The sequence below is a fragment of the Agromyces cavernae genome, from assembly GCF_021044935.1.
Taxonomy (GTDB): domain Bacteria; phylum Actinomycetota; class Actinomycetes; order Actinomycetales; family Microbacteriaceae; genus Agromyces; species Agromyces cavernae.
On the sequence record NZ_JAJNMP010000001.1, the window covers coordinates 145,154 to 166,805 of the forward strand.

Here is a 21,652-nt window from a genome sequence, read left to right on the forward strand (position 1 = left end):
ACACCTGCCCGACCACGACCCGGTCGACGACCTCGAGAACTATCGCGAACGCGTCGGCGACGAGATGCTCGCCGTGCAGGACTTCTCAAGTGAAGAGCACGGCTACCACAAGACGCTGAAGCCCCGGCAGATCCAGATGATCGCCATCGGCGGGGCGATCGGCACGGGCCTCTTCATGGGCGCCGGCGGGCGGCTCGAGAGTTCGGGGCCCGCGCTCATCCTCGTCTACGCGGTGTGCGGGTTCTTCGCGTTCCTCATCCTGCGCGCCCTCGGCGAGCTCGTGCTGCACCGTCCGTCGTCGGGCTCGTTCGTCTCGTACGCGCGCGAGTTCTACGGCGAGAAGCTGGCGTACGCAGCCGGCTGGATGTACTTCCTCAACTGGGCGTTCACGTCGATCGTCGACGTCACGGCCGCCGCGCTGTACGTGAAGTTCTGGGCGCAGTACTGGGAGCCGCTGCAGGCGATCCCGCAGTGGGTGATCGCGCTCGTCGCACTCGTCGTCGTGCTCTCGCTCAACCTCGTCTCGGTGAAGGTGTTCGGCGAGATGGAGTTCTGGTTCGCGGCGATCAAGGTCGCCGCGCTCGTGATCTTCCTCATCGTCGGTATCGTGTTCATCGTCTTCAACGGCCAGACCGACGTCGGGCCCACGGGCTTCTCGGTCATCGCCGACAACGGCGGCGTCTTCCCGACGGGTGCCATCGCGCCGATCCTCGCGATCAGCGGCGTCGTCTTCGCCTACGCGGCGATCGAGCTCGTCGGCACGGCCGCCGGCGAGACCGAGAAGCCGCGCGAGGTCATGCCCAAGGCCGTCAACACCGTCGTGCTGCGCATCGCGGTGTTCTACGTCGGCTCGGTGCTGCTGCTCTCGCTCCTGCTGCCGTACACGAGCTACGAGGCCGGCGAGTCGCCGTTCGTGACCTTCTTCTCGCACCTCGGCTCGCCCGAGGCCGCGGCGATCTCGGCGTCGGTCATGAACTTCGTCGTACTCACGGCCGCGCTGTCGAGCCTGAACGCCGGGCTCTACTCGACCGGGCGCATCCTGCGGTCGATGGCCGTGAACGGGTCGGCCCCGAAGTTCACCGAGGTGATGAGCCGCAACGGCGTGCCCTACGGCGGGATCCTGCTCACCGGCGTGATCACGCTGTTCGGCGTCGGGCTCAACGCGTTCGTGCCCGACGAGGCGTTCGAGATCGTGCTCGAGGTCTCGGCGCTCGGCATCATCGGCGGGTGGGCGACCATCATCATCTGCCAGATGAAGCTCGTGTCGTGGGCGAAGCAGGGCATCCTCGAGCGACCGTCGTTCCGATTGTGGGGCGCGCCGTTCACGGGCTACCTGACCCTGGCGTTCCTCGCCTTCGTGCTCGTGACGATGGCGTTCTCGCCGACGGGCCGCTGGGTGCTCGCGTCGACCGTCATCCTCATCCCGCTGCTCATCCTCGGCTGGTTCGTGATGCGCAAGCGCATCGCGGCCGCGGCGGCCGAGCGTGAGGGTCACACCGGCGCGTTCCCCGTCGTCGCAGAGCGGCCGGCGATCGACAACCCGCCCCCGCCCCGCCCCCGCGACGACGGCGACGAGTAGCCTCGGGCTCGATGGAACTCCTCGTCATCGCGGTACTCGCCCTGCTGGCGATCGCCGGCGCGGCCGCGATCGGCCCGAAGCTCGGCGTCGCATCGCCACTGCTGCTCGTGCTCCTGGGCATCGGGGTGAGCCTGCTCCCCGAAGTACCGCCGTTCGAGGTCGACCCCGAATGGATCATCGCCGGCGTGCTGCCCCCGCTGCTGTACTCGGCCGCGGTCTCGATGCCGACGATGGAGTTCCGTCGCGACTTCACCGCGATCAGCGGGCTCTCGGTCGTGCTCGTCGTGATCACCTCGGTACTGCTCGGGGTGCTCTTCGCCTGGCTCATCCCCGGCCTCGGGCTGGCGATGGGCATCGCACTCGGCGCGATCCTCAGCCCCACCGACGCGGTCGCGACGTCGATCGTCAAACGTCTCGGAGTGTCACCCCGGGTCTCTGCGATGCTCGACGGCGAGAGCCTGCTCAACGACGCGAGCGCGCTCGTGCTGCTGCGCACGGCGATCGCGGGCGCAGCGGCATCCGTCACGCTCTGGGGCGTCGTCGGCACGTTCGCGTATTCGGTGGCGGTCGCGATCGTGATCGGCGCGATCGTCGGATGGCTCAACCTGCGCCTTCGCGCACGCGTGTCGAACCCGACCGTGAACACCGTGATCTCGTTCACGATGCCGTTCATCGCGTCGATCCCGGCCGAGCAGCTGGGCGCCTCGGGGCTCGTCGCCGCCGTCGTCGCCGGCCTCATCACGGGGCGGGGCGCGGCGCGGTTCCTCACGCCGCAGCACCGGCTCTCGGACGTGCAGAGCTGGCGCACGGTCGAGCTCGTGCTCGAGGGTGCGGTATTCCTCGTCATGGGACTCGAGCTGGCCGCCATCGTCGACGAGGTCGAGCGCGCCCACGAGGGCGTGTGGGCGGCGATCCGCATCGCGGCGATCGCGTTCGTCGCCGTCATCCTCATTCGCGCGGCGTACGTCGCGCCGTTGCTCGCGGCGCTCGGACGACGCGCGCGGCGAGGCGGCGAGTTCAAGCAGATGCTGGTCGACCGGGCCGGGCGTTCGCCCACCGGCCCCCGCGCGCCCTCGCCCGCGCAGTCCGAGCGCTTCCGCACCCTGGTGCGCCGACGCGTCGCCGACATCGACTACTACCTCGACGAGGCGCTCGGCTGGCGCGAGGGAACGATCGTGGTCTGGGCCGGCATGCGCGGGGTCGTCACGCTCGCCGCCGCGCAGACCCTGCCGGCCGACACGCCCAGCCGCGCGATGCTCGTCCTCATCGCGTTCGTCGTCGCCGTCGGATCGCTGCTCGTGCAGGGCGGCACGCTGCCGTGGCTCGTGCGGTGGCTCCTGCCGGTCCGCGACCCCGGCGACACCCTCGCCGAGCGGCGCGAGCTGAAGCAGGTCATGCGCGCGGCCGCGTTCGACGAACTCGACGATGACGACTCCCTCGACCCGCGCCTGCGTGCCACCGCCGAGCGCATGCGGGCGGCCTGGTTGACGTCGGCCGACGAGGGCGCCGACGACGACACCGGCGAGGAGCGGGATGCCGCCGAGCCGGGTGGCGCCGAGCAGCCGACGCCGGCCACCGATGCGAAGATCGGTGCGGATGCCGCAGACCGCGGCCACGGGACATCCGATCGCGTGATCGATGCCGAGCAGGTGCGGCAGCTGCGACTGCGCATGATCCACGCGGAGCGCGAGGCCCTGCTCGACGCACGCGACGAGGGACTCTTCAGCGCGGCCGCGCTCGGTGCCGCCCTCGAGGAGCTCGACGCCGAGCAGATAAGCATCGAACTGAAGGGGCCGGGAGCGGAATAGGGCACCGCTCCCCCTATCGCTCGGTGTCCGCGGTCCGACAGTATTGGCGCGGCGAGCACCGCCGTCACCCGATCACAGAGGAGTTCCATGACCACGACCACCGTCTCGACCACCCAGGTTCCGCTCTCAGCACCGCTGTACGGGGCGAGCTTCGGCCAGGCCGTCTCGCGGTTCTTCACGAAGTACGCGACGTTCTCTGGCCGCGCGAGCCGCAGCGAGTACTGGTGGTGGGCGCTCGCGAACGTGATCATCACGAGCGTGCTGTACGGAGTGATGATGACGCTCATCTTCTCGGGCGCGACCACGAGCGAGACCGGCGCCATGGTTCCCGGCCCGCTGTTCGGTCTCGGCGTGGCGCTCTACGGCATCTGGGCGCTTGTCGTTCTCGTGCCCGGTCTCGCACTCGTCTGGCGCCGGCTGCACGACACCAACCGCTCGGGCGGATTCTTCTTCCTCGCCTTCATCCCGTTCGTCGGCAGCATCATCCTGCTCGTGTTCATGCTGCTCGAGTCGAATCCGGCGGGCGCGCGCTTCGACCGCGCGTAAGGTCGTCGCTTCGGCTCGCGGATGTCGCAGCTTCGTGTTGCGACATCCGGGAGCTGACGCACACAACATGCGTGGATTTGGTGGACAGCACAGCGATTATGCGTGCTGCGCTGATTCCGTAGCGCCTTTTTGCGGATTCACCCGCTGATGTGCGAACCTTCTCCGGGCCCGCGGCCAGCCCCGGGCCGGGCAGTTGAGAGGATCCACCCATGAACGCACGACACGAGCCCGCAGCGCCGACCCGCATGCACACCGTCTCCGGCGAGACCGAGCAGATCGTCGACCTCGTGCTCGACTACTCGCGCCGCCGCATCCTCAACGACGACACCCCGCTCGACAAGCCGAGCACCGAGGCCGAGCTCACCCGCCTCGCCGGGCCCACGATCACCGAGCGCGGCATCGGCGCCACGAAGGCCCTCTCGGTCTTCGAGCACGTGCTCGCGCCGGCGTGCATCACGACCGACCACCCGCAGTACCTCTCGTTCATCCCGACCGCACCGACCAAGGCGGCGACGGCGTTCGACCTCGTCGTCTCGGCGAGCGCGCTCTACGGCGGCTCGTGGCTCGAGGGCGCGGGCGCCGTGTACGCCGAGAACGAGGTGCTCTCGTGGCTCGCCCGCGAGTTCGGCCTGCCCGCGACGGCCGGCGGCGTGTTCGTGCAGGGCGGCACCCTCGGCAACCTGTCGGCGCTCGTCGCGGCCCGCGACCACGCGCGGCACGCGTTGGCCGAGGCGGCCCGCGACACTGCGACAGCCGGTGCAGACACTGGCGGCGGTTCGGATGCCCCGACTCCGATTCCGCCCGGGGGCCGCTGGAAGGTCGTCTGCAGCGCTGAGGCGCACTCCTCGATCGCCTCGGCCGCGCGCGTCATGGACGTCGACGTGATTCCCGTGAAGCCCGCCGCCGACGGCATGTTGCGGGGCGACGATGTGCGGGCTGCGCTGCTCGAGCACGGGACGTCCGTCTTCGCCGTCGTGGCGACCGCGGGCTCGACCAACTTCGGCATCGTCGATGACGTCGCCTCGATCGCCGCGCTCAAGTCGGACTTCGACTTCTGGCTGCACGTCGACGGTGCCTACGGACTCGCCGCGATGCTCTCGCCGCTCGCCCGCGACCGGTTCGCGGGCGTCGAGCATGCCGACTCGGTGATCGTCGACCCGCACAAGTGGCTGTTCGCGCCGTTCGACGCGTGCGCGCTCATCTACCGCGACCCCGAGGCCGGGCGCCGCGCGCACACCCAGCACGCCGAGTACCTCGACACCCTCACCGAGACGAGCGAGTGGAGTCCGTCGGACTACGCCGCACACCTCACCCGGCGCGCCCGCGGCCTGCCGTTCTGGTTCTCGCTCGCGACCTACGGCGGGGCGGCGTACCGCGAGGCGATCAGCCACTCGATCACCGTCGCGGCCGACATCGCCCATGAGATCACCTCGCGCGAGGGCTTCTCGCTGGTGCGCGACCCGCAGCTCTCGGTCGTCGTGTTCGAGCGCGACGGCTGGACCAAGGCCGACTACAACGCCTGGTCGGCACGGCTGCTCGACGAGCAGAAGGCGTTCGTGACGCCGAGCTCGCACGCGGGCCGTCCCAACACGCGCTTCGCGATCGTCAACCCCAACACCACGTTCGAACAGCTGGTCGCGATCCTCGACACCATGTAGGCGGCGGGCGGATGTCCCGTGCCGCGCGCTTCGCGTGGCGACATCCGCTTGCCCGCCCGAGCGGCCCCCATATCTCTTCCGCAGCTCAGGAAATTGGTCCCCATCCCCGCTCAGGAGGTCGCTCAGCGCAATTCTCCTGAGTTGCGACATCCGCCGCGAAGATATTGAACTTTTCGGTTCAGTGTTGTACACTGAACCACATGGTTCAGCAACAGGAGTTGGATCGGGCATTCGCGGCCCTCGCCGACGAGACGAGGCGGGGCATCCTCACCCGTCTCGGCGACGGCCCGGCCACGATCACCGAGCTCGCGATGCCGGCGGGCATGACGCTCACCGGCATCCGCAAGCACGTCGACGTGCTCGAGGTCGCCGGTCTCGTGACGACCGAGAAGGTCGGCCGTGTGCGCCAGTGCCGGCTCGGAACCGAGCGATTGGACGACGCCATGGCGTGGATCAGCTTCTACCAGCGCCTCTGGGAGCGCCGGCTCGACGGCCTCGAGGCGTACTTCACCCTGCACGACGGAACGCACGATCCGAACCACGAAGAACACGACACGAAGCACGAAACGAAGGGAACGGAATCATGAGCGACACCCAGACGAACGAGACGATCGGCCTGCGCATGTCGCGGCAGTTGCCGGCGAGTCCCGAGGCGGTCTTCGACGCCTACACCGACGCCGAGAAGCAGAAGATCTGGTTCTCGATCCTCGATGAAGAGCCGGGCATCGTCGAGATCGAGGTCGACCTTCGAGTCGGCGGCACGCAGAAGGCGGTGTGGGGTCCCGACCGCGACACGCTGTTCACCGAGGTGCAGACCTTCCTCGAGATCGACCGCCCGCACCGGCTCGTGACCGAATCGACCGGCAGCGACCCGAGCGGCCAAGAGATGACCACGCACGTCGAGGTCACCTTCGAGCCGGTCGACGGCGGCACCCTCATGACCGTCGTGCAGACCGGGTTCCCGACGCCCGAGATCCGCGACTTCTTCGAGACCGAGGCCTGGAACGGCGCGTTCGACCGCATCGAGGCCTACCTCACGCGGGTCTGATCGGTTCAGGTTGCGGATGTCCCGCCTCGACGCGCTCGTCGGCGGCGGGACATCCGCAGTTCACGCGACCGGGATCGGCGACGACAGGTCGGCGATGATGCGCTCGATCTCGGTGAGCGCGTAGGCGGCGAGCTCGCGTTGCGCGGCCTCGGCGGCGGGATCCTCCTCCTCGAGATCTCCGATCACGATGATGTTCTCGTCGTTCAGCGTGTTCGCCGGCTCGGTGTAGTTGAAGCTGCCGACGATCAGCATCCGCTCGTCGATGACCATGAGCTTGTGATGCAGCTTGCGCACCCCGGTGTTGCGCTTGTTGGCGAACAGCTGCACGTCGCCGTTCCCGAGGTCGCTCGTCGCCGCCCACTTCGCGGCCCCCTGGTCGCGGTCGAGCACGCCGCGGATGCGGCCGACGAGCGGGCGGATCCGGATCATGGCGTCGTCGATGCCCGACGATTGCGAGAAGGTGAACATCGCGAAGTCGATCGAGTCCTTCGCCTTCAGCATCTGCTTCATGATCTCCATCTCGGGACCGTGCCGCGGTGCGAAGAGCGGCTTGATCCGCACGGCGGGCAGGTCGAACTCCTTGGGCTTCGGCTCGACGCGTTCGTGCATGTCGCCGAAGGTGCCCGACCGCATGCGCTCGAACTCGCGCAGGTACTCGGTCGCCGCGCGCTGGCCGTGCAGCACGACGACGTGGTTGAGGTTCTGGCCGGAACCGATCCCCGCGGTCGCGTTCGTGCCCGTGTCGGTGAGGGTGAAGTTCGTCGAACCGGTGAGCACGGCCGCCTTCGGTTTGCGCGAGTCGCGCACGATGAACTTCTGGTGGAAGATCTTGCGGTTCAGGTCGCTGACGACGTCGACCCTGGCCTTGAGCAGCGCGCCCTGGATCAGACGGTTCTCCTCGTGCGCGCCCTTGCTGTTCCACGGGTCGGCGAGCGCCTTCTCCTCAGTGAGGTAGTCGCCCTCGAGGATGACGCGCACCCGCACGCCGCGGCGTTTCGCCGCGAGGATCGCCTCGGCGATCGGCCGCGAGTCGATCTCCTGCACGGCGATCGCGAGGCTGTGCTCGGCCTCGCCGATGAAGTCGCGGATCGCAAGGTCGAGATCGTCGGGGCCGCCGACCGACTTCGGTCCCATGTAGAGCTCGACACCGCCGATGGTCACTGACATGGCACACCTCTTTCATGAGTGTTCCTCATGCCAAGTGTCCGCCCGTGGACCACATCGGGAATCAGGGCGTGCCCGGAGGCCGCCGAACGACATGTGGAGGATTCGATCAGCCATCGGATGAAAGACTGAGCGGGTTTGCAATGATCCATGGAGAGAGAATGACCGACAACGAACCCGACCTGAGCGGCGACTGGGACCTCGATCCGGCCCACACCCGCATCGGCTTCTCGGCGAAGCACGCCATGGTGGCCACCGTCCGCGGCGCCTTCAACGAGATCACCGGCAGCCTGCACGTCGACTTCGACGACACGACCAAGTCGACCGCCGAGATCGTGCTCGACGTCGCCAGCATCGACAGCCGCAACACGCAGCGCGACGACCACCTGCGCAGCGCCGACTTCTTCAACGCGGAGAAATGGCCCGAGATCGTCTTCCGCAGCACCCGCATCGAGGAGGTCGGCGAGAACGCCCTCGTGGTGTCCGGTGACCTGACGATCCGCGACGTCACGAAGCCGATCACGATTCCGATCGAGTTCACCGGCGTGCAGACCGACGCCTACGGCGCACTCCGTGCCGGCTTCGAGGGCACGCGGCGCATCGATCGCCGCGAGTACGGCCTCGAGTGGAACATGGCGCTCGACTCGGGCGGCTGGCTCGTCTCCGAGAAGATCACCCTCGAGTTCGAGCTCTCCGCGATCAAGCGCGGCACCGCCCCCGAGCAGCTCGCCTGACTCCGGGAGCGCCCGCAGGCCGCTGAACGCTCGATGAACTCCGCGGTGCGAATGGATGCCGCGTGCGCGCCCGCTACGCGGGCGTGATGTTCGCGTTGTCGCGGAACACGTTCTCGGGGTCGAACCGCCGCTTCAGCCCGCGCAGCCGCGCGAGCGTCGCCGGTGGGAACGCCGCCTCGACGGCGTCATCGCCCTGTTCGGTGTCGAAGCTCAGGTAGGCACCGCTCGAGTGCGGGGCGATGAGCTCGTTCCAGCGGTCGTTCGTATGGCGGCGGTTCGAGCCGAACGCCACGACCGAGAACTCCGCCGAGCGGTGTGCGAACGCCGTGGCATCGGATGGCACGTCGTGCACGGCGCCGCCGACGGCGCGGAGCTGGAAGAAGTACGTCGCGCCGCTCTCGATGAACCGTGCGGCCTCTGCCGCGAACGACGGCGTCACCCGGCCGATGAGCCCCGACCGCGCGGTCGGCTCGCCCTCGGCGCTGTGACTCGCGTCGCCCGCGTTCGAGATCACGGACAGGTAGTCCGTGATCCGCACGTCCTGCCCGACGAGCGGCGCGGCATCGGCGAGCGGCTGCAGCCGCGCGAGCACCGTGTCGGGGTCATCGGAGTCGACCATCGCCATCGCGTGCGCCATCGGCGGCTGACCCGCGCGACCGGCGCTCACGATGAGGAAGCTCGTGAGGTCGCGCGGCGAGCCGACGACCCAGTCGCCCCACGCCTGCAGGAATCCGGCGAGGTCGCTCGCGTCGAATGACAACTGCGCGAAGCCGACGGGGCCGACCTCGTCGACCTCGAACTCGAAGGCGGTCACGATGCCGAAGTTCGCGCCCGCCCCACGCACGGCCCAGAAGAGGTCGGCGTGGTGCGAGGCATCCGCTCGCACGATCGAACCGTCGGCGAGCACCATTTCGACGGCGCGCACGTGGTCGATCGTCAACCCGTGCTCGCGCACGAGCCAGCCGATGCCGCCCGCGGTCGCGAGGCCGCCGACGCCGACCCCGCCGTAGTCACCCGACAAGAGCGCCCATCCGTGCGGCGCGAGGAACGCCGCGACGTCCTTCCAGCGCACCGGCCTCGATGCGCACGAGGCGCCCCGCCGCGTCGAGCACCTGCAACTCGCGCATGCGCGAGAGATCGATGACGATTCCGCCGTCGTTCGTCGAGCGGCCGCTGATGCCGTGGCCGCCGCTGCGCACGCCGAAGGGCACCGTCGGGTTCTCGCGCACGAACGCGACGGCGGCGGCGACCTCGTCGACGTTTCCCGGCTGCAGCACGAGACCCGGCGAGCCGCCTCGCATGTAGGTCGACTTCACGCGCGCGAACCCGGCGTCGCCCGGCTCGATCGCCTTCGCGGCGAGTTGCTCGGGCACCGCGTCGTAGTCGATGCCGTCGCGGCGCTTCGCCCGCACCGCCGTGCTCCGCGAGGTGTACGTGGGTGCGAGGAGCGAGGCATCCGACCCGCGGAACCCACCCGACTCGCCCGCCTCGCCGGCGCGACGCGCGCGCAGTTCGCCGGCGACCGCCTCCCGCAGCGCGGGCGCGACCTGCTCGGCGAAGTGCTGGATCGTGCGGGGGTCGTCGCTCGAGAGCACGAACGTGCCGACGCCATCGTCGACGACGTAGGGCAGCAGTTGCTCGACCCACTGCTCGGCGGGCCCGTCGAGGAAGCCGCCAGGCCCGCCCCTGCCTGCGCCGCCGCCCGCCGAGAATCGCCCGCCGATGTTCGCGATGCGCCGGATCTCGCGTGGATCGCGACCCGCCGCGGTCGCCGCCTCGTCGATGATGCCGTTCTTCTCGGCGAACTCGCCCGGCTTCATGTAGGCGAGTGAGGGCACCCAGCCGTCGCCCTTGCGGCCCGTCAGGCGCAGCATGCGCGGCTTGTACGCGCCGATCAGGATCGGGATGTTGTGCGCCGGCGCCCGGTCCCCGCTTCGCCCCGCTCACGCGGTAGTACGCCCCGTCGACCTCGAACCGCGATCGCTCGCCCTGATCCCAGATGCCGCGGATGATGTCGATCGCCTCCGACAGCGCGTCGACCGCCTGGCCCGGCGTGAGCCGCCGCCCGCCCATCGCCTCGATCGCGTCCCAGAATCCGCCCGCGCCGAGCCCGAGCTCGAATCGGCCGCCGGAGAGCAGGTCGAGGCTCGCCGCCGCACGAGCGAGCACGGCGGGCGGTCGCAGCGGCAGATTGGCGACGTTGGCGGCGAGGTGGACGCGCTCGGTACGGGCCGCGACCCAGGTGAGCAGTGTCGACGTGTCGTGGAAGCGCGGCTGGTAGGGGTGGTCTTGGAACGTGACGAGGTCGTAGCCGACCGCTTCGCTGAGCTCGGCAAGCCGAACGGGTGCCTGCGGCGGGTCGTTCGTGGGGGTGATGAAAGTGCCGAACTGCAGCTCGTGGCCGTAGTGCATTCTGCTCCGATCGGTCGAGTGCGATGTCGCCGGTTGCGCGGGTCGCCGGGCTGCGCGGGGCCCGACGCTTCTCGGAGTACCGCGCGGTGGTGACGGGCATCTCCGACCGGCTGCTCACCGCGCGCTTGCGCGAACTCGAGGTCGAGGGGCTCATCGAGCGGCACGTGCGCCCCACGACGCCGGTGACGATCAGCTACACCCCGAGCGCGGCGGGCCTGCGCCTCATCGAGGTGCTGCAGCCGCTCGTCGAGTGGGACGCGGCCTTCGGCCACGACGTCGCGCGCCCCACCGGGTAGCTCCTCGACCCGCCAGAATGGTCGACGTGACCGAACACGTCTTCATCGCGGGCGCCGCCTCGTGGAACCGCATCGTCTACCTCGACCACCTGCCCGAGCCGGTGCCGCACATGCAGTTCGCACTCGACGAGTACGAGACCGTCGGCGGCACCTCGGCGGGCAAGGCCCTCGGCCTCGCGGGACTCGGCCGGCCGGTCGTGCTGCACGCGCTCTTCGGCGGTGACGTCGACGGCGAGCGGGTGCGCGGCCTGCTCGAATCGGCGGGCGTCACGGTCATCGCCGGCGCGGGCGGCGCGACCGAGCGCCATCTCAACCTCATGACTCCCGCTGGTGAACGGGTTTCGCTCTACCTCGCCATCCCGACCGCATCGCATCCCCCGAGCGAGCCCGTCGCGACGGCGATGGCCGGGGCGTCCGCGATCGTGCTCGACCTCGCCCCAGTCGCCCAGCAGCTGATCCCGCTCGCAACCGCGACGCGCCGCCCCATCTGGACCGACATCCACGACTACGACGGCACGGCGGAGTTCCACCGGCCGTTCATCGACGCCGCCGACGTGATCTTCATGAACGCCGACCGCATCGGCCCCGACCCGCTGCCGTTCATGCAGTCGCGGGTCGAGGCCGGCGCGTCACTCGTGGTGTGCACCCTCGGCGAGCGCGGCGCGATCGCCGTCGCCCGAGATGCGAGCGGGCGGATGTCGCGCCACGAGGTCGCGGCAGTGCCGGTCGACGTGCTCGACACGAACGGCGCGGGCGACGCGTTCATGACCGGCGTGCTCGATGCCACGCTGGCCCGCGCCGAGGTGCCCGACGCGTTGCGGGCGGGCGCCGAGCACGCGGCAACCGTGCTGGGCACACGGCATCTGCACCCGAGTCTCGACGCCGCGCTCGGAGGCTGACGCGAGCTACTTCTCGGTCGGCGCCTCGGGGGCCTTCGCGGGCTCGGCGGCCGGGGCGGCTTCGGGCTCGACGGCCGGGGCGGCTTCGGTCTCGACGGCCGGTGCAGGTGCGGCTGCGGTCGCGGGTGCGGCTTCGGGCGCCGCTTCGTCGACGAGGGCCGGTGCGGCGGCGACACCCGGTGCAGCGGCCGGCGCGCGCTCGGCCTCGAGCACGTCGAGGCCGTCTTCCTCGTCGAGGTCGAAGAACTCGTCGACGGCGAGCACCGACTCGGCGTGACGGCGGTCGGCCGCGCCGATGATCGCCTGCGTGGCGAGCGAGATGACGAGACCGAGCACACCGACCGCGATGAGCAGGCCACCGAGCGTCGTGTTCGACTGCGCCGCGAGAATCGGCGCGGGATCGGCGACCTGTTCGGTGTAGTACGCCACCTGCGCTGCGTTCGCGGTGAACGTCAGCACGACGCCGAGGACGACGATCGCGACCGAGGCGACCCAGAGGCCGATGAGCGGAAGGTTGAGCTTGCGGGGCGTGGTGGAGGTCATGACGTCCTTCGGTCGGGAGCGCGGCGGAATTCGGGCCGCGTGAGCGACGGTACGCGAGAAAGGTATGTGTTGGCTATGCCTTCGCGGTGAGTGATCGCCGGATGTCACTCCCTGCCGAGAGTGCAATTCGCGCCCATCCTCGGGGCAACGACAGCACTCTCGACGCAGCTGCACGCACCAAGAACGCCCGCTCCCCGCCGAAAGTGCACTCGGGGCCCACCTCACGGGCGACCACTGCACTCTCGACGCAGCTGAACGCACCAAGAACGCCCGCTCCCCGCCGAAAGTGCACTCGGGGCCCACCTCACGGGCGACCACTGCACTCTCGACGCACGAGAGAGGAACAGAGTCGCCGGATGCCGCAGCGCGGCCCGCGCGTCAGATCGCGCGGTGGTCGACGAACGACATCCTGGGCCCGCGCCGCGGCCGGCCGCGCACGCCTGCCGCCCCGAGCAGGCGCACGACGCGGTAGCGGTGGCCGGCCCAGGGCGCGAGGGTCTCGAGCATCTCGTCGTCGGACATGTCACGACCTGCGAGCGCGTGGCCGACGTAGTTCGCCAGGTGGTAGTCGCCCACCGAGAGCGCATCGGCGTCGCCGAGCGCGCGTTGCGCGACCTCGGCTGCCGTCCACGCCCCGATGCCGGGCATGAGGGTGAGGCGAGCTGCGGCATCCGCCGCGCTCATCGAGACCGCCTCCTCGAGGCGACCCGCGTAGCGCGCCGCGTTCTGCAGGGTGCTCGCCCGGCGCGGGTCGACGCCGGCGCGGTGCCACTCCCAGCTCGGGATCGCCCGCCACTCATCGGCCGAGGGCACGACGCGCATGGGGCGCGGCGTCGGGCCGGGCGCCGGCGTGCCGAACTTCGTCACCAGGCGTCGCCACGAGTCGTGCGCCTGCAGGGTGATGACCTTCTGCTCGAGGATCGCAGCGGCGAGCGCCTCGAACACCTGCGCCGAGCGGGCGATGCGCAGACCGGGATTGCGGCGATGCGCGTCATCGAGCAACGGCAGCTGAGGCTCGAACCCGCTCGGGTCGTCGCGTTCGCCGAGCAGTTCAGGCGCCTGGGCGACGGCCGCCGCCGCGCCGGGGCCCCACGCCTCGCATCGCAGCTCGTCGAACGCCGGCTGGCTCAACCGGATCGTCGCGACGCCGTCGGCCGTTCGGGTCGCGCGCCAGACCGCGCCGCTCGCGTCGCGCGCGGAAGCGGGATCGCCGCCGCCGCGACGCAGCACGCCCACCGTCTGCAGCAGGTCGGTCGGATGCCGCGGCCGCCAACTCAGGGCCTCGTCCGCGATCACGCGTCTAGTGTGCCGCACCCGGCTGACAGCCGCCCGCCGGATGCCCGGCTCAGGCCCGCGCGAAGATGCGCCCGTGCACCTCGGTGGGCTTGATGCGCACCCACCGGTCCTTCTCTTCGGGTGCCCACGGGGTGACGCCGAGCTTCTCGGCCTGGTAGACCTCGCCCTGGCGGTCGAACTCCGCGGCGACGCCCTTGACGACGACGCTGAACGCCTCGGTATCGCTGTAGCCGTCGACCTGGAACGCCACGTTGTTGCGGATGGTGAGCTCGAGCAGCTTGGTGCCCGCGGACGTGCGGAACACGATCGTGCCGTTGTCGACCGCGTGGTTCACGGGGAACACGTCGACCTCGCCTGCCGCGCTCATCGCGATGCGACCATACGGTGCTTGCTCGAGGCGCTGCCAGCACTCCTCCTCGGACAGGTGTCGGGTGGGCGTTCGGTCGTCGACGTGCTCGCTCATGCCTCGAGTCTGCCACCGCCGTTCGGTCGCGGCCAGAGGCATCGCCAAGCGGCCTCAGGCCCGGGCGGATGCGGCGGCGTACTGCTGCCGGATCAGGGGGCGGGTGTCGACCGCGAGCTCCTCGTCGATCGCGACGGGCCACGCCGGACGGGCGCCCGTCAGCGCCCACGCCGCCTGCCTTGCGGCGCCGTCGGCGACGTACTCCCCCGGCTCGGGCACCACGACCGGCACGTCGAACACCTGCGCCGCGATCGCGCGCACCGCCGGGTTCTGCGCGGCGCCGCCGATGAGCAGCACGCGTTCGGCGTCGACTCCCAGTCCGCGCACGGCGTCGAGCCCGTCCGCGAGTCCGCACAGCAGCCCCTCGACTGCGGCGCGAGCGATGGAGGGACGGGTGGTATTCGCGAGCGTCAGCCCCGAGAACGAGGCGGTCGCGTCGGGTAGGTTCGGGGTGCGCTCGCCCTCGAAGTACGGCACGAGCACGGCACCGGATGCCCCGGGCTCCGCCTCGAGCGCGAGCCGCCCGAGCTGCTCGTGGTCGACGCCGAGCAGGCCCGCCGTCGAGTCGAGCACCCTCGCGGCGTTCAGCGTCGCGATGAGCGGGAGGAAGTTGCCCGTCGCGTCGGCGAAGCCCGCGACCGTGCCCGAGGCATCGGCGACCGGGGCCTCGGTGACGGCGAACACCGTGCCGCTCGTGCCGATCGACACGACGACGTCGCCCGGCGCCGCGTCGAGGCCGAGGGCTGCGGCCGCGTTGTCGCCGGCCCCGGGGCCGACGAGCGCGGCGGCCTGCGTCCGACCCGCGACATCCGCCGGCCCGAGCACTCGCGGCAGGATCGCGTCGTGACCCAGCGCACGCTCGAGCAGCTCGCGATCGTATCCCGCGGCGCCCCAGTAGGCTGTGCCGCTCGCATCGGAACGATCGGTGACGAGCTCGTCGAGCAGGGGCCCCAGCGGGGCATCCGTCGCACCGATCGGGCCGTACCCGCGAAGCCGCCACGTCAGCCAGTCATGCGGCAGCGCGACCGCGGCGACGCGCTCGGCGTTCGCCGGCTCGGCGTCGCGCAGCCAGCGCAGCTTCGTCGCCGTGAACGAGGCGACCGGCACGACGCCTGTGCGCTCGGCGTACGCCTCGGCGCCGACCTCGCCGATCAGGTCGCGCGCCGCCTGCGCCGAGCGCGTGTCGTTCCAGAGCAGGGCGGGGCGGATGACCCGGCCCTCGCCGTCGAGCACGACCATGCCGTGCTGCTGCCCCGCGATCGAGATCGCGGCGACGTCGTCGAGCCCGCCCGCGGCGGCGACCGCCGACTGCAGGGCGTCCCACCAGTGCTGCGGGTCGACCTCGGTGCCGTCGGGGTGCGACGCCCGGCCCTGGCGCACGAGCACGCCGGTCGCGGCATCGCGGATCACGACCTTGCACGACTGCGTCGACGAGTCGACGCCGGCGACGAGCGTCATGGTCGCCTCTGGGGTGTCACGGGGTTTCCTCCTGGGGGTGCAGTCGTCGAGTGTTTCCGTTTGCGCCGAGTGTTTCCGCCGAAATGGCAACACTCGGTCGAAACGGAAACACTCGACGCCGGGATGGGTTGAGGCGGGACGGGTTCGAGGCGGGTGGGTCGCGGTGGGGTGGGAGGGCGGACGGTCAGCCGCGGGCGCCGAGCACGTGCTCGGTGGCGAGCTGCTGCAGCCGCACGAACCCGAACCCGCGACCGCCGAGGTAGGCGTTCGTGTCGAAGTCCTCGAAGGCCGAGCGGTCGGCGAGCAGGTCGTCGTAGGTCTCGCCCTCGCCGAGCGTCGGCTGCGCGAGCTCGAGCACCTTCGCGGCCTCGAGCGCCTCGTGCACCTCGGGGTCGGCGCGGAACGCCGCGGCCCGCTCCTTGAGCAGCAGGTAGGTGCGCATGTTCGCGGCGGCCGACTCCCACACGCCGGTCTCGTCTTCGGTGCGGCTCGGCTTGTAGTCGAAGTGACGCGGACCCTCGTAGGCGGGCGCACCACCGGGGCCGCCGTTCTCGAGCAGGTCGACGAGCGCGAACGCGTTGTGCAGGTCGCCGTGGCCGAACACGAGGTCCTGGTCGTACTTGATACCGCGCTGGCCGTTGAGGTCGATGTGGAAGAGCTTGCCGTGGTAGAGCGCCTGCGCGATGCCTGCGGCGAAGTTGAGCCCGGCCATCTGCTCGTGGCCGACCTCGGGGTTGAGGCCGACGAGCTCGGGGCGCTCGAGCGAGTCGATGAAGGCGAGGGCATGGCCGACCGTCGGCAGCAGGATGTCGCCGCGGGGCTCGTTGGGCTTCGGCTCGATCGCGAACCTGAGGTCGTAGCCCTTGTCGGTGACGTAGTCGCCGAGCAGGTTCACGGCCTCGCGGTAGCGCTCGAGCGCCTGGCGGATGTCCTTCGCGGCATCGTACTCGGCGCCCTCACGACCGCCCCACATGACGAACGTCTTGGCGCCGAGCTCGGCGGCGAGGTCGATGTTGCGCAGCACCTTGCGCAGTGCGAAGCGGCGCACCTGGCGGTCGTTCGACGTGAAGCCGCCGTCCTTGAACACCGGAGCGCTGAAGAGGTTGGTCGTGACCATCGGCACGACGAGGCCGGTCGCCTCGAGGGCGCCCTTCAGGCGGTCGATCTGCGCTTGGCGCTCGGCATCGGTCGACCCGAACGCGAACAGGTCGTCGTCGTGGAACGTGAGGCCGTAGGCGCCGAGCTCGTCGAGCTTCTCGACGACGTGCACGACGTCGAGTGCGTTGCGGGTCGGCCCGCCGAACGGGTCGGTGCCGTTGTAGCCGACGGTCCACAGGCCGAAGGAGAACTTGTCGTCGCGAGTGGGCGCGGGAGCCATGGAGGATCCGCCTTTCAGCGTCATCGATGATTTGTTGTGAGATACAACATAAAGCAATCCCGCCCATGCCCGCAAGTCCGGTGCGGTGCCCGGCGGGCACCCGCGGCGCCCCGCACCCGCGCCCGCACCCGCGCCCGCACCCCGCCTGCGCCCGCCGAGCGTTTCCGTTTCCACCGACCGTGCCCGCGCCACCGGCAACATCCGGTCGGAACGGAAACACTCGGTGACGACGAGGCGCCCGAACGCCATCAACCGGTGACCGCCCTAGAGTTGACGCGTGACAGACCGGGCAGGAACGTTCGACGGCGTCCACCGCCGAAACCTCTCGAAAGTGCTCGGCCATGTGCACCTCGACGGACCGCTCTCGCGCGCCCGCCTCACGGCCATGACGGGCCTCAACCGCTCCACGGTCGCGTCGCTCGTCGCCGAGCTCACCGCGCGCGGCCTCGTGATCGAGCAGGCGCCCGACCCCACCAACCGCGTCGGCCGACCCTCCCCCGTCGTCGCGCCCGATCCGCGCGTCCTCGCGATCGCCGTGAACCCCGAGGTCGACGCCGTCACGATCGCCGCGGTCGGCATCGACGGCGGCATCCCGGCGCGCGAGCGCATCGAGGTCGACCACCTGCCCTCACCCGACGAGACCGCCGAGCTCGTGGCATCCGCCCTCGACCGCTGGCGCGCCGCCGACCTGCGCGACGCGCGGTTCGTCGGCGTCGGCCTGGCCGTGCCGGGTCTCGTGCGCGCGAGCGACGGCCTCGTTCGGTTCGCGCCGCACCTGTTGTGGTCGGATGTCCCGATCCGCGCCCTCGTCGAAGAATCCACGGGTCTGCCGACCGCGGTCGGCAACGACGCGAGCCTCGGCGCGATCGCCGAGCACCTGTTCGGCGCCGGACGCGGCGTCGACGACATGGTCTACCTCAACGGCGGCGCGAGCGGCATCGGCGGCGGGCTCATCGTGCACGGGCGACCCGTGGGCGGATCGGCCGGGTACGCCGGCGAGTTCGGCCAGAACCGGCCGGGCATCGCCGCCCCCGACGATCGACGCGCCGCAGAGGGCGTACTCGAGGACGAGGTGAGCCGAGCGCGCCTGCTCGAGGTCGTCGGACTCGACCACGGTGACGAGCCCACCCTGGCCGACGCCCTCGCCGCGGCCGACTCACCCGCTGTCGCCGACGAGGTCGGGCGGCAGTCGCGCATCCTCGCGACGGCGCTCTGCAACGCCGTCAACGTGCTGAACCCCTCGCTCATCGTGCTCGGCGGATTCCTCGCGACGCTCGCCGAACGCGACCTCGGCGCGCTCGAGGCCGCGGTCGCGGCGCAGGCGATGCCCGCGGCATCCGAGGGCCTCTCGATCCGCGTCGCCGCGCTCGGGGAGAACCGACTGCTCATCGGCGCCGCCGAGATCGCCTTCGCCGACCTGCTCGCCGACCCGCTCGGTCGCTGACCCGGGCGCCTGTCGCGAGCGCGCCGCCCGGCTCGCCGCCCCGCACTCAGCGCGGCGCGAAGGCGTTGCGGAACATCGTGCGGGCCCGCTCGGCGACCGCCTTGCGCTCGTCGGCGGCGGAGCGCGCGAGCACGTCGGCGAGCATCGAGATCGCCAGCAGCACGTCGGCGGCCTCGACGTGCTCGCCGATGCGACCGGCAGCGTGTTCGCGTACGAGCAGGCGCTCGGCGAGCGAGGTGAGCCGGGCGCCGATGTGCGCGACGCGTTCGTCGTGCTGGTTGTTCCAGATCAGGTCGATGAACGCCGTGGAGACGAGCGCCTGTTCGATGATGTCGTCCATCAGGTCGCTGAGCGTCGCGTCGGGCGCGGCGACCGCCGCCTCGAGCTCGTCGAGGTTCTCATCGAAGACGGCGATGGCCAGCGCGACGCGGTCGGGGAAGTGCCGGTAGAGGCTGCCCTGGCCGACACCCGCCTTCTTCGCCACGGCGTTGAACGGCGCATTCAGCCCGTCGGCGGCGAACACCTCACGCGCCGCCGCGATGAGGGCACGCCGATTCTCGGGGCCGGCGCTCGGTCCGCGGTTGACCTTACGAGTCCCTGAGATGCGCTTCCCACTCTCAGTCACGGGTGTTAGCGTACTACCGGACACCGATGTCCGGTAACTCGAGCGAAGGAAGCACCACCATGACCCCCAAGACCCTCACCGGCGACGACTCCATCAAGACCTGGCTCGAGCACCCCGTCGGCGGCCCGATCATCCGCGACCTCCTCGCGCAGTCCGGCCAGGACCCCGAGGTGCTGAAGCCCGTGCAGCGCCTCGCGATCAAGCGCCTCATCAAGTTGAGCAAAGGCCGGTTCAGCCAGCAGATGGTCGACGACCTGGTGGCGCGCGCGGCAGCCGGCGACGTTCTTTCGGGTTCGGATGTCCCTGCCGCGGCCGACGCGGCGGGCGAGACCGGCACGGCCGATGCCGCAGCGGGTTCGGCGCCCGAGGTCGAGCGTCCCGAGTGGGTCGAGCGCATCGACCGGGGCCGCTTCACCGGGAAGACCGTCATCGTCACCGGCGCCGGCTCGGGCATCGGCCGCGCGACGGCGTCGCGCATCGCGCGCGAGGGCGGCCGTGTCGTCGCCGTCGACGTCTCCCAGGAGCGCCTCGACGAGTTCGCCGGCGAGCACTCCGGCGCCGACATCGTCACCCTCGTCGCCGACATCACCGACGACGCCAAGGTCGGCGAGATCGTCGCGGCCGCGGGCGACCGCATCGACGGCCTCGCGAACATCGCCGGGATCATGGACGACATGACCCCGATCGGCGAGCTCACCGACGCCGTGTGGAAGCGCGTGTTCTCGGTGAACGTCGACGGCACCATGAAGCTCATGCGCGCCGTGGTGCCGACGATGCTCGCACAGGGCACGGGCTCGATCGTGAACACGGCGAGCGAGGCCGCGCTGCGCGGCTCTGCCGCGGGCGTCGCCTACACCGCGTCGAAGCACGCGGTCGTCGGGCTCACGAAGTCGACCGCGTTCATGTACGGCCCGAGCGGACTGCGGGTGAACGCCGTGGCGCCCGGCCCGACCATCACGAACATCGAGGCGAGCTTCGCATCGCCGCTCGGCGCCGAACGGGTGCGCCTTGCGATGACGATCCTCCCCGACGCCGCCGAGGCCGAGGCTCTCGCGGCATCGATCACGTTCCTGCTCAGCGATGACGGCGTCAACATCAACGGCGTCGTGCTCGCAAGCGACGGCGGCTGGTCGGCGGCGTAGGCGCAGACCTCGGGGCGATGCCGACGTGGCGCGGCGTCCCGAGGATCAGGGCACCCTTCGCGGATCGATGCCGACTCGCACGTGCGCCCCGTTCGCCGCGGCTGCGAGCGCGCGGTCGAGTTCGGCGAGGGGGTACGTCGTTCCGACGAGGGCGCCGAAGGCCGCTGCGCGCGGGCTCGAGGCGAGGTAGTCGATCGCACGCTGCAGGTGCCGCGGGGCGTAGTTGTGCACGCCGGTCACCGTGAGCAGCCCGCGCACGACGGCCTCGGGGTCGAGCTGGACCCCGGGGCCGGGCGACACGCTGCCGACGAGCACCACGACGCCGCCGATGTCGACCGAACGCAGTGCCGCCTGGACCGCGGCGGCGGATCCCGACGCTTCGATGGCTGCGAGCGGCGCGGGGAGTCCGCGCTGACGCACCCGATCGTCGAGCGGCCCCGCCGCGGGGTCGAGAGTCAGTTCGGCACCGAACGATTCCGCGGTCCGGCGACGGGCGGCATCGGGGTCGACGACGATGACGTTCGCCCCGGCGTCGGCGGCCATCGCCGTTGCGGCGAGGCCGATCATCCCGGCACCGGCGACGAGCACGGTGGTTCCGTCGAGCGGCACCCTCGACGCCGCCTCGAGCGCGGCGACCGCGGTCGCGGTCGAACAGGCCGCGGGCGCGGCGAGCGCGGCCGCCATCGACTCGGGCACCCGCACGATCGCCGTCCCCGCCCGCAGTTGCACGTGGGTGGCGAACCCGCCCGAGAGCTCCCAGCCGCGTGCGAGCCGCTCGTGTCCGTACTTGGCGACGTGGCGGCACTTCTGCGGCAGGCCGCTGCGACATCGGTCGCAGGTTCCACAGCTCGCGGTGACGCCCCACACGATGCGGTCGCCGATCCCCATGACCGTGCCGTCGACCGCGGTGATGCCGCCCGGTCCGAGTGCGACGATGCGCCCGACCTGTTCATGCCCGAGCACGAGCGGGGTCGGTGCGGGCCGGTCGCCGCGCACGGTGTGCACGTCGGAACCGCAGACCGTCGCGAGCTCGACCTCGACGAGCGCCTCGCCGTCGCGCAGGTCCACCCCTGGAACGGCGATCGCCTGGTGCGGCGCACCGGGTTCACGCCACACCATCGCGACAGGCGCGGGCCTCATCCGTATTCCGTGGTCGGCG

The 21,652-nt window shown here is 70.8% G+C and carries 20 protein-coding genes and 2 pseudogenes; 11 read left to right on the plus strand and 11 right to left on the minus strand.

What is annotated here, in order from left to right; genetic code table 11:
* The first annotated feature begins 64 nt into the window (after positions 1-64).
* From LQ757_RS00665 to LQ757_RS00690, 6 genes are all read left to right on the plus strand, one after another.
* Entirely contained in the window at positions 65-1,579 is a 1,515-nt protein-coding gene (locus LQ757_RS00665) for an amino acid permease (RefSeq protein ID WP_231046273.1), read from the plus strand.
* Positions 1,580-1,590: 11 nt separating this feature from the next.
* Positions 1,591-3,387, plus strand: coding sequence for a cation:proton antiporter (locus LQ757_RS00670; protein WP_231045289.1), 1,797 nt, complete (start codon positions 1,591-1,593; stop codon positions 3,385-3,387).
* A gap of 87 nt (positions 3,388-3,474) precedes the next feature.
* Positions 3,475-3,933, plus strand: coding sequence for a DUF805 domain-containing protein (locus tag LQ757_RS00675; RefSeq protein ID WP_231045290.1), 459 nt, complete (start codon positions 3,475-3,477; stop codon positions 3,931-3,933).
* A 209-nt stretch (positions 3,934-4,142) separates the two neighbouring features.
* Complete coding sequence (locus tag LQ757_RS00680) at positions 4,143-5,591, plus strand: pyridoxal phosphate-dependent decarboxylase family protein (RefSeq protein WP_231045291.1); 1,449 nt, start codon at positions 4,143-4,145, stop codon at positions 5,589-5,591.
* A 200-nt stretch (positions 5,592-5,791) separates the two neighbouring features.
* The gene (locus tag LQ757_RS00685) at positions 5,792-6,178 is read left to right on the plus strand and encodes an ArsR/SmtB family transcription factor (RefSeq protein WP_231045292.1); all 387 of its coding nucleotides are present in this window, start codon (positions 5,792-5,794) and stop codon (positions 6,176-6,178) included.
* Complete coding sequence (locus tag LQ757_RS00690; RefSeq protein ID WP_231045293.1) at positions 6,175-6,639, plus strand: SRPBCC family protein; 465 nt, start codon at positions 6,175-6,177, stop codon at positions 6,637-6,639. Before LQ757_RS00685 ends, LQ757_RS00690 begins: the two co-directional genes overlap by 4 nt.
* Positions 6,640-6,699: 60 nt before the next feature.
* On the opposite strand, the gene LQ757_RS00695 is transcribed toward LQ757_RS00690, so the two are convergent.
* Entirely contained in the window at positions 6,700-7,806 is a 1,107-nt protein-coding gene (locus tag LQ757_RS00695) for a phospholipase D-like domain-containing protein (protein ID WP_231045294.1), read from the minus strand.
* Between the two features lie 158 nt (positions 7,807-7,964).
* Between LQ757_RS00695 and LQ757_RS00700 the strand changes: the two genes are divergently transcribed.
* A complete protein-coding gene (locus LQ757_RS00700; protein WP_231045295.1) occupies positions 7,965-8,537 on the plus strand; it encodes a YceI family protein in 573 nt (190 codons plus the stop codon).
* A 73-nt stretch (positions 8,538-8,610) separates the two neighbouring features.
* Here the strand turns inward: LQ757_RS00700 and LQ757_RS19320 are convergent, their stop codons facing one another.
* The 3 genes and pseudogenes from LQ757_RS19320 to LQ757_RS19330 all read right to left on the minus strand — a co-directional run.
* Positions 8,611-9,447, minus strand: coding sequence for an FAD-binding oxidoreductase (locus LQ757_RS19320; RefSeq protein WP_372459627.1), 837 nt, complete (start codon positions 9,445-9,447; stop codon positions 8,611-8,613).
* 27 nt (positions 9,448-9,474) lie between these two features.
* A pseudogene (locus tag LQ757_RS19325) lies at positions 9,475-10,411 on the minus strand (FAD-binding protein); the annotation flags it as partial.
* A 94-nt stretch (positions 10,412-10,505) separates the two neighbouring features.
* A pseudogene (locus LQ757_RS19330) lies at positions 10,506-10,949 on the minus strand (LLM class flavin-dependent oxidoreductase); the annotation flags it as partial.
* A 23-nt stretch (positions 10,950-10,972) separates the two neighbouring features.
* Between LQ757_RS19330 and LQ757_RS00710 the strand changes: the two are divergent.
* Both LQ757_RS00710 and LQ757_RS00715 read left to right on the plus strand, forming a co-directional pair.
* Entirely contained in the window at positions 10,973-11,245 is a 273-nt protein-coding gene (locus LQ757_RS00710) for a winged helix-turn-helix transcriptional regulator (protein WP_231045296.1), read from the plus strand.
* A gap of 26 nt (positions 11,246-11,271) precedes the next feature.
* Positions 11,272-12,144 carry a carbohydrate kinase family protein gene (locus LQ757_RS00715; RefSeq protein WP_231045297.1) on the plus strand — a complete coding sequence of 291 codons (873 nt, stop codon included), beginning with the start codon at positions 11,272-11,274 and terminating at the stop codon, positions 12,142-12,144.
* A 6-nt stretch (positions 12,145-12,150) separates the two neighbouring features.
* On the opposite strand, the gene LQ757_RS00720 is transcribed toward LQ757_RS00715, so the two are convergent.
* The 5 genes from LQ757_RS00720 to xylA all read right to left on the minus strand — a co-directional run bounded on the left by LQ757_RS00720 (position 12,151) and on the right by xylA (position 17,282).
* Positions 12,151-12,687 carry a hypothetical protein gene (locus tag LQ757_RS00720; protein WP_231045298.1) on the minus strand — a complete coding sequence of 179 codons (537 nt, stop codon included), beginning with the start codon at positions 12,685-12,687 and terminating at the stop codon, positions 12,151-12,153.
* A gap of 378 nt (positions 12,688-13,065) precedes the next feature.
* Positions 13,066-13,983 (minus strand): DNA-3-methyladenine glycosylase family protein, encoded by a 918-nt coding sequence (locus tag LQ757_RS00725; RefSeq protein WP_231045299.1) that lies wholly within the window; start codon positions 13,981-13,983, stop codon positions 13,066-13,068.
* A 49-nt stretch (positions 13,984-14,032) separates the two neighbouring features.
* A complete protein-coding gene (locus LQ757_RS00730; protein WP_231045300.1) occupies positions 14,033-14,446 on the minus strand; it encodes a pyridoxamine 5'-phosphate oxidase family protein in 414 nt (137 codons plus the stop codon).
* 54 nt (positions 14,447-14,500) lie between these two features.
* A complete protein-coding gene (xylB, locus tag LQ757_RS00735) occupies positions 14,501-15,904 on the minus strand; it encodes a xylulokinase (protein ID WP_231045301.1) in 1,404 nt (467 codons plus the stop codon).
* Positions 15,905-16,088: 184 nt separating this feature from the next.
* The gene (gene xylA, locus LQ757_RS00740) at positions 16,089-17,282 is read right to left on the minus strand and encodes a xylose isomerase (protein WP_231045302.1); all 1,194 of its coding nucleotides are present in this window, start codon (positions 17,280-17,282) and stop codon (positions 16,089-16,091) included.
* A 277-nt stretch (positions 17,283-17,559) separates the two neighbouring features.
* On the opposite strand from xylA, the gene LQ757_RS00745 reads away from it, so the two are divergent.
* The gene (locus LQ757_RS00745; RefSeq protein WP_231045303.1) at positions 17,560-18,726 is read left to right on the plus strand and encodes an ROK family transcriptional regulator; all 1,167 of its coding nucleotides are present in this window, start codon (positions 17,560-17,562) and stop codon (positions 18,724-18,726) included.
* Positions 18,727-18,772: 46 nt separating this feature from the next.
* On the opposite strand, the gene LQ757_RS00750 is transcribed toward LQ757_RS00745, so the two are convergent.
* Positions 18,773-19,351: a TetR/AcrR family transcriptional regulator gene (locus LQ757_RS00750; RefSeq protein WP_231045304.1), complete on the minus strand. Its 579-nt coding sequence runs from the start codon at positions 19,349-19,351 to the stop codon at positions 18,773-18,775.
* A gap of 59 nt (positions 19,352-19,410) precedes the next feature.
* Between LQ757_RS00750 and LQ757_RS00755 the strand changes: the two genes are divergently transcribed.
* Positions 19,411-20,493 carry an SDR family NAD(P)-dependent oxidoreductase gene (locus LQ757_RS00755; RefSeq protein WP_231045305.1) on the plus strand — a complete coding sequence of 361 codons (1,083 nt, stop codon included), beginning with the start codon at positions 19,411-19,413 and terminating at the stop codon, positions 20,491-20,493.
* A 45-nt stretch (positions 20,494-20,538) separates the two neighbouring features.
* Here the strand turns inward: LQ757_RS00755 and LQ757_RS00760 are convergent, their stop codons facing one another.
* Positions 20,539-21,633 (minus strand): alcohol dehydrogenase catalytic domain-containing protein, encoded by a 1,095-nt coding sequence (locus tag LQ757_RS00760; RefSeq protein WP_231045306.1) that lies wholly within the window; start codon positions 21,631-21,633, stop codon positions 20,539-20,541.
* Between the last annotated feature and the right edge of the window lie 19 nt (positions 21,634-21,652).